Genomic DNA, 12,406 nt, shown 5'->3' with positions numbered 1-12,406 from the left:
GTGCGGATGCGGATCGGGGAGCTCGCGCGGCGGACCGGCGTCAGCGAGCGCGCACTGAGGTACTACGAAGAACAAGGTCTGCTGACGCCGCAGCGGCGGCCGAGTGGGTATCGCGTGTACGCCGACGCCGATGTGGCGGTGGTGCGGCGGGTCCGGATCCTGCTCGGGGCGGGGCTGAACACCGCGCAGATCCTGGAGATTCTGCCGTGCATCGTCGACGAGGACGGCTGGTTGACGCCCGACTGCCCGGAGCTGGTGGACGGCCTGCTGCGACAGAGGAACCGGATCGACGAGGCGATCGGTGAGCTGGAGGCCACCCGCGCCAACCTCGACACGATCATCGGCGCGGAACGGCGGGCGAGCTGATGACGACGGTCACGCGGGCTTCGGTGCCGGGAGCGGTCCGGTTGGCACGGGCGCTGCTGATCGCCATCGATCTGCTCGCGCAACGCGTTCTCGTTCGCCCACATCATCAGCGGTACTCGGGGTTCGGGCAGGCGGAGGTCGTCCGGTCCGCCGAGGTCACCATCGAGTTTGGAGCGGTGTTCCACGGGATCCTGCTGGTGCTGTGCGTGGTGCCGGCTCGGGACTTCTTCGCCTGACGACGAAAAGGCGGCCGCGTCCGGGGGACACGACCGCCTTCGTGAAACGGATCAGGCTCAGATGAGGCCGAGCTTCTTCACCGCGTCGCGCTCTTCGGCGAGCTCGTTGACCGAAGCGTCGATGCGGGTACGCGAGAAGTCGTCGATCTCGAGGCCCTGGACGATCTTGTACTCGCCGTTCGCGGCGGTGACCGGGAACGAGGAGATCAGGCCTTCCGGGACAGCGTAGGAGCCGTCGGACACGACCGCCGCGGAGGTCCAGTCACCCTCGGGGGTGCCGTTGACCCAGGTGTACACGTGGTCGATCGCCGCGGAGGCGGCCGACGCCGCGGAGGACAGGCCGCGGGCCTCGATGATCGCCGCGCCGCGCTTGGCGACGGTCGGGATGAAGTCGTCGGCCAGCCACTGCTGGTCGGTGAGGACCTCGGTCGCCGGCTTGCCGGACACCTCGGCGTGCGCGATCGACGGGTACTGGGTCGCGGAGTGGTTGCCCCAGATCGCGACCTTCTTCAGCTCCGTCACCGGAACGCCCAGCTTCTTCGACAGCTGCGCGAGCGCGCGGTTGTGGTCGAGGCGGGTCATCGCGGTGAAGCGGTCGGCCGGGACGTCCGGCGCGTGCGCCTGCGCGATGAGGGCGTTGGTGTTGGCCGGGTTGCCGACCACGAGGACCTTGATGTCGCTCGCCGCGCCGGCGTTGATGGCCTCGCCCTGCGGCTTGAAGATGCCACCGTTGGCCTCGAGCAGGTCGCCGCGCTCCATGCCCTTGGCACGGGGACGGGCGCCGACGAGCAGGGCGACGTTCACGCCCTCGAAGGCCTGCTTCGGGTCGTCGAAGATGTCGATGCCCGACAGCAGCGGGAACGCGCCGTCTTCGAGTTCCATCGCGGTGCCCTCAGCCGCCTTGACCGCCTGCGGGATCTCCAGGAGCCGCAGCTTCACCGGGGTGTCCGGGCCGAGCAGCTGACCGGACGCGATGCGGAAGAGCAGCGCGTAGCCGATCTGGCCGGCCGCACCGGTGACGGTGACGTTGACAGGGGCTTGGGTCATTGCGGTTCTCCAGCTTGAGGCGACATCGACTTTGTACCGCGATGCTAGTCCTGTCCCGAGTCGCCGTTCGGGTGCGTCCAGTCACTGTTTTCTTGATCGATGCCGCCATGGCCGCGTTCGCGGCGCCAGCCGGTGGAAAACCGTTTCACCCTCGTCGGTGAGTTCGACGACATGCACCCGCCGGTGGTCCGGATCACGTCGCCGGGTGACAAGTCGCCACACCGGCCGGTGTGGCGACTTCGGGTCACGGGGCGTTGGTGGCGGTGCTCGGCGAGCCGCGAGCCTCGTCGCCGCAGGATCGCGGTTGTCTTCCCGGAATCGTCAACACCGAACCCGCGAACATATTTTCCATATCGTGCCAACCGAGTGGTGTTTTCCGGGGCCGATGGTGTTCTCAGCTGTCCCGGAAAACGGTTACAGACCATAATTCAATTTCATGAACCGATTGCCGGAACAGTTTCGTCCGATCGGCGGGCGGCACCATGAAGATCGTTTCGCTAACATGAGTCCGCCCAGTTCCCCGCCCCGTGTGGAAGTTTTGGGAAGGACCCCATGCTCAATTCAGTGGTTGTCGCCGTATCGCTTTTCTCTTCGATAATAACACCGAATAGCTGGTCGCCGCCGCCGGGACCGCCGCCGGACCGCGTCACCATCGACGTGATCACCGTCAACGGTTCCGGCTGTCCGCCGGGTTCGTCGGCGGTCGCCGTCGCCAAGGACAACAGTGCCTTCACGGTGACCTACAGCGAATACACCGCCCAGGTCGGCGTCGGCGCCAAGCCGACCGATTTCCGGAAGAACTGCCAGCTGAACCTCAACATCCACGTGCCGCAGGGATTCACCTACGGTATCGCCAGTGCCGACTACCGCGGATTCGCCTCGCTCGAATCGGGCTCCAAGGCGTTGCAGCGAGCGAATTACTACTTCCAGGGTAATTCGCCGACCGCGCAGGTGAGCCACCCTGTCAACGGACCACTGTCGGACAACTGGCAGTTCCGCGATGAGGCTGAGGGCGGCGTCATCATCTACAAGCCGTGCGGTGAGGACCGGAACCTCAATGTGAACACGGAACTGCGGGTCGGGGCCGGAAGTTCGGATCCGAAGAAGACCACCAGTTTCATCACGATGGACTCGACCGACGGCGCGTTCAAGACCACCTACCATTTCTCGTGGAAGACCTGCCCGACCTCCTGACTGTCCCTCCAGGGTGACGGCCTGCTTCCCCGCCCGGAAGAAGGCCGTCCCATCCATGCCTGGTCAGGGCCTTGGCCGCCCTGTACGAGGTCCTCACGGCTCGTCGTCGCCCCAACCGGCGGCGACGGGTCTTCTCGACGACCCCCTTTTTCGGCGGTCACCGCCATTTCCGGTGGCCGAAACCGTTTTCGCCCGATCGGCGGGCGGCCCGGAAACGATCGTCTCGCCAACGTCGAATCCGCCCAGTTCCCCGCCGGGTGGAAGTCTTGGGAAGGATCCCATGCTCAACGCGCTGGTTGCTGCCGTAACGCTTTTCCCCTCGGTCGTCACGCCGAATGGCTGGGTGCCGCCTCCGTTGCCGTCCGATAAAATAGTCATCGATGTCGTGACGGTCAACGGAACCGGATGCAAGCCGGGCACCGCGGCTGTTTCCGTGTCGCCGGACAACACCGCATTCACGGTGACCTACAGTGAATACACCGCCCAAGTCGGCGTCGGTGCGAAACCGACCGATCTGCGCAAGAACTGTCAGCTCAACCTCTATGTCCACGTTCCGCAGGGATTCACCTACGGTATCGCGGGCACCGATCACCGCGGATTCGCGTCCCTGGCCGCGGGTGCCACCGGACTGGAACGAGCCAACTATTACTTCCAGGGCAATTCCCCGACATCCTACGTGAACCACAACCTGAAAGGACCGTTCGAGGACAACTGGCAGTTCACCGACGAGATCGAGGTCGGTGCCGTCGTCTACAAGCCCTGTGGTGAGGACCGGAACTTCAACATCAACACGGAATTACGGGCCGCGGTCGGCACTTCCGATCCGAAGAAGACCACCAGCTTCGTCACCATGGACTCGACCGACGGTGCCATCAAGACCACCTATCACTTCTCCTGGAAGAACTGTCCCAAACCGAAGAACTGATCCCTGAGGCGGCGGCCTCCTCCGAACCACGACGAAGGAGGCCGTCACCCTTTCCCGGACGGCGCCGGATCGGTGGCCTCGACCCCGAACACGCGGCCCAGCGCGATCACCGTCTCGTCGAGATGGCCGAGACTGGTGAGCACCGAACGCGCTCGCGGATCGTCGATCCGGTCCGCCACCGGCGTTCCGTCGTCCCGCACCAGCGTCCCGTGCCCCGAACCGCCGGGATCACCGATCGCCTTCCCCAGCACCGCGATGTTCTCCCGGATCCGCCCGGTGTACAGCAGGAGCCGATCAGACTCGGTCACCAGCAGCCCGGCCTGCGATCGCGCCGCGACATGCCGGGCGCGGAAGGCGATCGTCTCCACCGTCGTGAGCACGTGCCAGCCGTAGTCGCGGCGGCTGCTGAGATTCACCGGATGGGTCAGCGGCTCGATCGTCTTGCGGACCTTGTCCACCGCCCGGTCCAGGTCACGTGACTTCTCGATGACGCTCACGTTCTCCGCGCCGGACAACAGGCCGGCGGCTTTGTCGACGAACTCGTCCAGATCGTCCAGCAGTGCCGCGGCGTCGTCCAGCATCACCGCCCGGGTACGCACCGGCACGATCACCACCGCCGCCAGCACCCCGGCCACCGCGCCGACCGCGGTCTCCGCGACCCGGATCCACAGCACCTCCAGGCTGAACGTCCCCAGCAGGCTGTAGAGCAGGCCGAGCATGCTGGTGACGAAGAACGCCATGATCACCTGCGACACCCGTGCCATGTAGACCATGCCGAACACGCACACCAGGATCAGCGCCAGCGTCGCCGGCACACTGCCCGACACGAGCAGCGTCAGCACGAGCCCGCCCACGATGCCGATCAGCGTGCCGCCGAGCCGCCGGACACCCTTGACGAACGTCGCCCCGGCGGTCGACGAGCCGATGAACACCACGAACACCGTCAGCACCGCCCAGTACCACCGCTGGCTCGACACCAGCTCCCCGCCGAGCACGGCGAGCCCTCCGCCCACCACGGCCTGGATGGCGCTGCGCGTCTGGTTGTCGTAGGCGAACGCCGCGGACTTCTCCTCTTCCGGATCCTCGGGATCGTCGGCGGCATCGGAGACGTCGTGCTCAGCCACCCGCTGCGCACGCACATCGGCCAGCGCGAGCTCGGCGATGGCCCGGCGGACCCCGTCGCCGGGCGCGGCGTGCTCGTCGATCCGGCTGCCTTCCACCAGCATCTTGCTGAACTCTTCGGTCTCGCTGATCAGCGGAAGGTCCCGCGGGTCGCGTTCGATCAGCGACCGGAACCGCCGCATCCGCGCGATCAGATCGTCCCGGACGTCCTCGTCGAGGTCTTCGGCGCAGGTGCGCTGCACGGTGATCGTCAGCCACTGCACGGCGAGTTCGACCTCGATCGCGCGGCGGCGGAGCCGGTTCGCCGATTCCGCGCCGGTGACCTCGGGCGCGGTGTCCTCGATGAGCAGTACCGACTCGTGCATCCGCGAGTTCGTCGTCCGGAGCCGTTTGCGGGTGCGTTCACTGCCGCCGACCGCCAGGTAGTCCTCGGCCGCCCGCACCACCGCGGCGAGCCTCGCCCGGAACGCCCGCCGGATCCGAAGGAACTCCGCGTCCGTATGCCTGCGCAGCAGGACGAACCGCACCACCGCGTTGGCCGCGATCCCGATGGTCAGCGCCAGCAGCAGCACCGGGACCTGCTTCAGCTGCGTCTGCAGGAACATCGCGAAGAAGAACAGGAAGAACGAGATCGACCCCAGCGCGATCCCGCGCGAACCGAACCGCTGCGCGTAGACCGCCACGAAGATCAGCAGGACGAACACGATGCTGTCCAGCGGCGGCGCGGCCGAACCGGCACTCGCCGCGGTGAGCGACGCGGCCCCCAGCACCAGCGCCAGTACCAGCGTCAGCGCCTGCTGGCCCGGTGTGTCGTCGTTGACGGTGAAGGCGGACGTCATCGCGGCGATCGCGGCGACGAGGGTGACCGTGAGCGGCTGGTGGAACGGCAGGATGGCCAGTACCGCGACGACGATGCTGAGTACGGCCGAGAAGCCGAGCCGGAGCCGGACCAGGCCGGGATCGGAGGCGACCAGACGGTCGGTCGTGGCCTGGGTGATGCGCGAGATCATCGGGCGAGCAGCTCTCCTTGGGCGAGGGTGACCCGCCGGGCGGTGGACGAGGTGATGCGAAGACGGTATCTCGCGTGCCTCGACGGCTCCGCGAGGGCGAACGGCCGCGTCTGACGACGCCAGCGGAACGTCTCGCCCTCACGCTGGTCCAGCAGCGCCCAGCGCTCGCCGTCGTCCGAACCCTCCAGCACCCACGAACACGGATCGCCCCGGCGGCTTCCCGAGGTCAGCGTGTACATCACGACATCACGGGAGGTGTCCACGACCGGGAAGTCGATGACCGGCTCACCGCCGGAGAAGGTGACCTCGGTCCTGGTCGTGTCGTCGAACAGGGCACCGGCGCCTGCCGTGATATCCGTGAGCGGGCGCGGATCACGCGGCTCGACGGGGGAGCGGCCCCAGTTCGACGGCTCGCTGCCCATGGCGAACTCCAGCACCGCGCCGTCGGCCAGCGCGGAATGCGGGAGTGTGCTGCTCTCGTGCGGACGTCCGTCGATCGTCAGCCCGTGGACGTACACGGTGTCCTCGGTGTTGCCGGGCGCCTTGACGACCAGGTCCTTCCCGTTCTCCAGGTGGACGGTCGCCTTCGCGAACAACGGCGAGCCGATCGCGTACTCGGGGCTGCCCATGGCCAGCGGGTAGAACCCGAGCGCGCCGAAGACGTACCAGGCGGACATCTCGCCGTTGTCCTCGTCGCCCGGATAGCCCTGGCCGAGGTCGCCGCCGACGTAGAGCCGCCGCAGGACCTCCCGCACGATCCGCTGCGTCTTCGACGGCGCGCCGGCGTAGTCGTAGATGTAGGGAATGTGGTGCGACGGCTGATTGGAATGCCCGTACTGTCCCATCCGGACATCGCGGGCCTCGGTCATCTCGTGGATCAGCCCACCGTAGGAGCCCGGTTTGCGGCCGGTCTCCGGCGTCGCGAAGAACGTGTCCAGTTTGGACTCCAGCGCTTCGGCGCCGCCGTGCAGCGCGGCGAGCCCAGGGCCGTCGTGGGGGACAGAGAAGACGGTGTTCCAGGAGTTCGTCTCGGTGAAATCGCCGCCCCACGCCTCGGGGTCGTACCCCTCGGCGGCGAAGTGACGGCTGCCGTCGCGGTTGCGGCCCTGGAAGAACCCGATCCGGGGATCGAAGTGGTTCACGTACTGCTGTGAGCGCTGCCGGAAATACGCGGCGTCGTCGTGCCGTCCTAGTGCTCCGGCGAGGTTGGCCAGGCCGAAATCGTTGATACAGCCCTCCAGCGCCCATGACAGGCCCTCGTGGACGGACGTCGGCGTGAACCCGAGGAAGATCGACTCGTGCAGGCCCTTCCGGCCGACGCGCTGCCCGGGTGGCGCCACCGTCGCGTTTTTCAGCGCCGCTTCGTAGGCGGCCTCGACGTCGAACCCCCGCACGCCCTTGAGGTAAGCGTCGGCGAAAGCGACGTCGGAGCTGGTGCCGGTCATGAGGTTGGCGTAGCCGGGGGAGGACCAGCGCGAGATCCAGCCGCTCTCGCGGTACTGCTGGACGAACCCGTCGATCATCCGCCCGCACCGGCCCGGGCTGAGCAGGGCGTACGCGGGCCACGTGGTGCGGTAGGTGTCCCAGAAGCCGTTGTTGACGTACATCTCGCCGTCCACGATCTTCGCGCCGGTCCGGGTGCGGGTGCTGGGCCGGAGACGGCGGATGACCGGGCTCGCGTGGCGGACGCCCTTCGGGGTGTCCTCATGCGCGGAGTTCGGGTAGAGGAACAGGCGGTAGAGGTTGGAGTAGAACGTGTCGCGCTGGTCCTCGGTCGCACCCTCGATCTCCACCCGGCCCAGCACCTCCGACCAGGCGTCGCGGGCGCTGTCCCGTACTTGCTCGAAGGTGGTGGTGGCGGGGATCTCCAGGTCGAGGTTCCGTTTCGCCTGCGCGAGGCTGATCAGCGACGTCGCGATCCGCATCGTCACCTCGGGGGCGGCGAACTCCAGGAACCCGGTCACCGAGCGCCACACCGGACGCCGGATCTTCCCGCCGCGTTCGGCCGGGACCTCGAACTCGGCGTGGACGAACATCCGCCGAGCCCCCGCCGACAACCTGCTGCGGACCCACGTGTGCCCCGTGACCAAGCCTTTCGCCGCGTCCAGCCGAAGACCGCCTCGGTTGCGGGCGTTGTCGAACAGCAGCCAGCCCCGATCACCCGGGAAGGTGAACCGCATGATCGCCGCGTGATCCGACGGCGCGATATCGGCGGTGACACCGTTGGCGAACCGGACACCGTAGTGATGCGGCCGGTCGGTCTCGTCGTCGTGGGAGAACGCGAGCGCGCGGCGGGACCGGTCCGCTTCGACCGGACCGGTCCCCGGCATCACCTGGAAGGTGTGCCGGTCGCCCATCCACGGGCTCGGCTGATGCGACAGCGCGAACGCCTGCAGTGCCGGGCGGTTCGCGGCGTCGTTGTGCCGGTGGTAGCTGTAGAGCCAGTTGGTGACACCCGCGTCGGTGACCGGGGTCCAGAAGTTGAAGCCGTGCGGGACGGCCGTCGCGGGGAAGTTGTTGCCCCGCGAGAACTCGTCACTGGAGTGCGTGCCGCGAGTGGTGCGGACGTGGTCGACCGGCTCACGCACCTCGATCGCGCGTTCGGTGATCCGGACGTCGTCCAGCCAGCCCGCGCTTTCGCCGTCCGGTGGCTCGCTGATCAGCACGATCCGGGCGATCCGGCGTCCGGCGAACTCGCCCAGCCTGCGGCGCACCGGATTCCACTGGCCGACGTACAGCGTCTTGTCCAGGCCTTGCTTCCCGGCGCTGAACCCGGCGGACGTCCCGTCGGCGAACTCGACATCCAGCGCCACGAACGTGCTGCGGTAACTGGGGACGGCGCCGATCTCGGCCTCGGGGAAGACCACATAGGACAGTTCGGTGTGGCCGGTGACCTCGACATCCACTTCGAACAGCGTCGCGCGCAGGGAGTTCTCATAGCGGAGAGCGCGCGTGCCGGTGAACCCGACGCCCGGCTTCGCCGTCGGCGACGACCGTGGCCCGGTGCCCACGCGCAAGGCCGGATCCACCGGCTGCGGATCACCCGTTTCGAAAGAGGAGAAGAACCCGGTGATCGTCACCAGGCCACCGTAACTCGCGCGCGTGAGCACGGCTCGGTGTGACCGAACCGTCCAGTGGCTCAGGCACCTACGGGATAGGCGTGCAGTCGATCGCAGGTCCGTGAAGGCCTCCTTGAGGGACTCTGGGTCCCTTAAGGAGGCCTTCACGGACCGCGAACCCGCCTCAGCACCAGCGACAACGACGCGCGTGAGGGCCCCTCCCTAGTGCAGGAAGGCCCCTTCCTTGTGCCTAGCCGTCAGGGTCCAGGCACAGGCGAGGTCTTGCAGGTCAGGCGGCTCTTCGTCGCTGTGGGGCTGGCGATGGAGGAATGGGGACAAGGAACCCCGGTACACGCCCGAGCGGGGAGGAGTTCGGACGTTCAACGTCCCCAAAACCTCCCCACTCGACCCTGGCAGGCACCAAAAATGTCAAACCGGACTACCCCAGCAGCTTCGCGACTTTGCCGGGACCCTGGCGCCTAGCGCAGGGGAGGGGCCTTCCTGTACTTCCGGCAGGCAACCGTCCTTACCACTCACGAGCGGGAGGTGAGGAAGTCCTCGAAGGTGCCCACGCCGGTCGCGTTCTCCGGCGTCAGGTTGCCGCCCGCCCGAAACGCCCGGGACGCTTTGCCCGGCGACCACAGTGACACGATCGGCTTCCGGCGCCCCACCGATCGCTGGTAGGCCTCCGCCAGGTCACGGGCGGTCCGGACCTCGGGGCCGCCCATATCCGGCACCCGCCCCGAGGGCTCGCCGGACGCCAACGCGACCAGCCGGTCCGCCACATCGCCGGTGCTGACCGGCTGGAACCGGAATCCGGACGGCATGAACGTCACCGGCAGCCGCCGCTGCGCCGCCGACGCCCGCGTGACGAGATCGTGGAACTGTGTCGCGCGCAGCACCGTCCACGGCAGACCGGACTCCTCGATCACTTTCTCCGAGGCCAGCTTCTCCTTGTAGTAGAAGAACCGGATCACGTCGATGCCGACGATCGAGATGTACACCAGATGCGGGCTGCCCGCCCGCCGCGCCGCCTCGGCCAGATTCCGCGTCACCTGCTCGTCCCCGCGGCCCAGTGTCGACGCGCAATGGATGATCACCGACACATCGGCGATTGCCTCGGCGAGCCCGGTGCCGGTCCGCAGATCGCACCGCGCCCACTCGCCGGGCTCGTCCGACGGGCGCGGCCGCCTGCTCATGATCCGGACCGGCAGGTCGCCGTCCCGCAGTCGCCGCACCACCTCCCGGCCCAGATCGCCGGTACCGCCGGTCACCAGAATCGGTTTCGTCACCTTGGTCCTCCGTTCACGAGAGTTTTCACCCTCAAGGACCGGACGGCGACCCGGAACGTGACAGCTGCCGCGAGACGAACGCGAGTTTGTCCGGATTCGCGACCGCGCAAAGCCCGGCGATCCGGCCGTCCACGACCTCGAACCCGAGGATGCCGTACAGCGCGCCACCGTCCGTCGCGATCACCGCGGGACCACCGTTGACCTCGCCGATCTCGATCGATACCCCCGTGGCACCGGCGAACATCCCGGCGTACAGGCGCGCGACCCTCGCGGCGCCGTGCACCGGTCGCCGCGCCGCGGTGACCTTCCCGCCACCGTCCGACCACGCCGTGACGTCCGCGGTGAGCAGGCTCTCCAGTGCGGGCAAGTCACCGTCCCGTGCGGCCGACAGGAAGCGTTCGACTAGCTTCTCCAGATGCGACGGGTTCGAAACCCGTCGCTCGTCCGATCGGTCCAGCGCCCGCCGGGCCCGGCTGTGCACCTGGCGCGAGTTGACCTCGGAGAGGTCGAGGATCGCGGCGATCTCACGATGGCTGTAGGCGAAGGCCTCTTTCAGCACGAACACCGCCCGCTCGACCGGGCTGAGTTGTTCCAGCAGCATCAGCATCGCCAACGACACCGAATCCCGCTGCTCCGCGGTCTCCAGCGGACCGAGTATCTCGTCCGAGGTCAAGACCGGTTCGGGCAGCCACGGTCCGACATAGCGCTCTCGCCGCGCCCTGGCCGAGGTCAGCCGGTTCAGGCACAGATTGGTGACCACCTTCGCCAGCCACGCCCGCGGTGACTCGATCGACTCGCGTTCGGCGCCCGCCCACTTCAGGTAGGCGTCCTGGACGGCGTCTTCCGCCTCCGCCGCCGAACCGAGGAGACGGTACGCGAGCCCGAACATCGAGGGCCTCAGCTGCTCGAATTCCGTGACGCGATCCATCAGGCCTCGCGGCGGAAATCGTCGAGGAGCTCCTCCAACCGGAGCAGCTCCGCCTCGGTCACGTCGTCGGGAGAGGGGAGCACGGCTGAGAGTCCCCACGCACGGCCTCGGGCCCACGTCGCGTCGTCGACTCCGAGCAAGGTGCGGAAGGTGTCCCGCGCCGGTCCGGACAGAAAGGACCACGCGGTGATCAGGTCGGTGGCGGGATCTCCGACGGCGACCGTGCCGAAGTCGATGACCGCGCTCACCCGGCCGTCCCGCGACAGCAGGTTCCCCACCGCCGGATCGCCGTGGATCCACACCGGACGCCCGTGCCACGCGGGCGCGGCGAGTGCGGCATCGAAGACGGCCGTCGCCGTCGCGGTGTCCACGAGCCCTTCGAGGGCCGCGATCTTCGGACGCAGGCGGCTCTCCACGATCGCCGAGTCACGTTCGTCGCCGACCGGGACACCGCGGAAGCCGTTGCTCCACTCCGGTTCCGGCCCGCCCGTCGGGTCGATCTCCCGCAAGGCCGCTAGAAACTCTGCCAGGTCCGTCGCCGCCTCGACCTCGTCCCGCAGGTTCTCCGGGCGGGCGACGTCGCCGTCGATCCAGGCGTACACCGACCACGGGAACGGATACCCCTCGCCGGGTTCACCCTTCGCCAGCGGGACCGGGACAGGCAGCGGGAGCCGCGGCGCGAGGAACGGAAGCCATCGTTGCTCGCGCGCCACCTGGCCCACCCAACGCGAGTACCTCGGCAGGCGGACACTCATCGTGTCGCCGAGCCGGAAGGTCATGTTGTCTACCCCGGGCTTGGCGACCGGCTTCACCGGCAGGTCCGCCCACTCCGGGAACTGTGCCGCCAGCAGACGGCCTACCAGCGCCTCGTCGATCTTCAGGTCGCTCCCGGATCGATCCCCATCGGACACGATCTCCCCCTACGAATCCACCACAGTCCATTGTGGACACCGTCGTGTCGGTATACCGCTCACCGGGATGGGCGTACCTGATCGGCGCCGACGTCCACTGTGACTGTATCGGTACGACCGGACAGGGCCTGCTCGCCGCAGCCCACGACGGCCGGGTGCGGCGGTGCGGGGTGCCCTGCCTCACTTACTGGGGAAGGTGTGCAGGTCGAGTTTCCTGCTCTCAGGGTCAGGGTCGGTAAAGTCGAGATCTTGCAGGTCAGGCGGCTCTTCGTCGCGGGGTCACACCGGTTGCGGAGCTTGATCACCAGAGGTTCAG

The 12,406-nt window shown here is 67.8% G+C and carries 10 protein-coding genes; 4 read left to right on the top strand and 6 right to left on the bottom strand.

Annotated elements, in window-relative coordinates; translation table 11 throughout:
* Positions 1-6: 6 nt before the first annotated feature.
* Together ACM6LU_RS36595 and ACM6LU_RS36590 are read left to right on the top strand one after the other, a co-directional pair.
* Complete coding sequence (locus ACM6LU_RS36595) at positions 7-366, top strand: MerR family transcriptional regulator (RefSeq protein ID WP_414942446.1); 360 nt, start codon at positions 7-9, stop codon at positions 364-366.
* A complete protein-coding gene (locus ACM6LU_RS36590) occupies positions 366-602 on the top strand; it encodes a hypothetical protein (protein WP_414942445.1) in 237 nt (78 codons plus the stop codon). The genes ACM6LU_RS36595 and ACM6LU_RS36590 overlap by 1 nt, the downstream gene beginning before the upstream one ends.
* Positions 603-659: 57 nt before the next feature.
* Here ACM6LU_RS36590 and ACM6LU_RS36585 read toward each other — a convergent pair whose 3' ends face one another.
* A complete protein-coding gene (locus tag ACM6LU_RS36585) occupies positions 660-1,649 on the bottom strand; it encodes a malate dehydrogenase (RefSeq protein WP_414942444.1) in 990 nt (329 codons plus the stop codon).
* A gap of 552 nt (positions 1,650-2,201) precedes the next feature.
* Here ACM6LU_RS36585 and ACM6LU_RS36580 point away from each other — a divergent pair.
* Entirely contained in the window at positions 2,202-2,843 is a 642-nt protein-coding gene (locus ACM6LU_RS36580; RefSeq protein ID WP_414942443.1) for a DUF4360 domain-containing protein, read from the top strand.
* A 280-nt stretch (positions 2,844-3,123) separates the two neighbouring features.
* Complete coding sequence (locus tag ACM6LU_RS36575; protein WP_414942442.1) at positions 3,124-3,768, top strand: DUF4360 domain-containing protein; 645 nt, start codon at positions 3,124-3,126, stop codon at positions 3,766-3,768.
* A gap of 44 nt (positions 3,769-3,812) precedes the next feature.
* Here ACM6LU_RS36575 and ACM6LU_RS36570 read toward each other — a convergent pair whose 3' ends face one another.
* From ACM6LU_RS36570 to ACM6LU_RS36550, 5 genes are all read right to left on the bottom strand, one after another.
* Entirely contained in the window at positions 3,813-5,900 is a 2,088-nt protein-coding gene (locus ACM6LU_RS36570) for an FUSC family protein (RefSeq protein ID WP_414942441.1), read from the bottom strand.
* The gene (locus tag ACM6LU_RS36565; RefSeq protein WP_414942440.1) at positions 5,897-8,980 is read right to left on the bottom strand and encodes a GH92 family glycosyl hydrolase; all 3,084 of its coding nucleotides are present in this window, start codon (positions 8,978-8,980) and stop codon (positions 5,897-5,899) included. The genes ACM6LU_RS36570 and ACM6LU_RS36565 overlap by 4 nt, the downstream gene beginning before the upstream one ends.
* Positions 8,981-9,492: 512 nt before the next feature.
* A complete protein-coding gene (locus ACM6LU_RS36560; protein WP_414942439.1) occupies positions 9,493-10,251 on the bottom strand; it encodes an SDR family oxidoreductase in 759 nt (252 codons plus the stop codon).
* Between the two features lie 31 nt (positions 10,252-10,282).
* Positions 10,283-11,179, bottom strand: a complete 897-nt coding sequence (locus ACM6LU_RS36555) for an RNA polymerase sigma-70 factor (protein WP_414942438.1) — start codon at positions 11,177-11,179, stop codon at positions 10,283-10,285.
* A complete protein-coding gene (locus tag ACM6LU_RS36550; protein ID WP_414942437.1) occupies positions 11,179-12,090 on the bottom strand; it encodes an aminoglycoside phosphotransferase family protein in 912 nt (303 codons plus the stop codon). The genes ACM6LU_RS36555 and ACM6LU_RS36550 overlap by 1 nt, the downstream gene beginning before the upstream one ends.
* Between the last annotated feature and the right edge of the window lie 316 nt (positions 12,091-12,406).

The organism is Amycolatopsis sp. cmx-11-51 (genome assembly GCF_047608665.1).
Classification (GTDB): Bacteria; Actinomycetota; Actinomycetes; order Mycobacteriales; family Pseudonocardiaceae; genus Amycolatopsis.
This window is presented reverse-complemented; position numbering and strand designations above follow the sequence as displayed.

Coding starts and splice junctions, on each gene's coding strand:
- ACM6LU_RS36595 (WP_414942446.1), top strand. CDS start 7: ATGCGGATCGGGGAGCTCGCGCGGCGGACCGGCGTCAGCGAGCGCGCA.
- ACM6LU_RS36590 (WP_414942445.1), top strand. CDS start 366: ATGACGACGGTCACGCGGGCTTCGGTGCCGGGAGCGGTCCGGTTGGCA.
- ACM6LU_RS36585 (WP_414942444.1), bottom strand. CDS start 1,649: ATGACCCAAGCCCCTGTCAACGTCACCGTCACCGGTGCGGCCGGCCAG.
- ACM6LU_RS36580 (WP_414942443.1), top strand. CDS start 2,202: ATGCTCAATTCAGTGGTTGTCGCCGTATCGCTTTTCTCTTCGATAATA.
- ACM6LU_RS36575 (WP_414942442.1), top strand. CDS start 3,124: ATGCTCAACGCGCTGGTTGCTGCCGTAACGCTTTTCCCCTCGGTCGTC.
- ACM6LU_RS36570 (WP_414942441.1), bottom strand. CDS start 5,900: ATGATCTCGCGCATCACCCAGGCCACGACCGACCGTCTGGTCGCCTCC.
- ACM6LU_RS36555 (WP_414942438.1), bottom strand. CDS start 11,179: ATGGATCGCGTCACGGAATTCGAGCAGCTGAGGCCCTCGATGTTCGGG.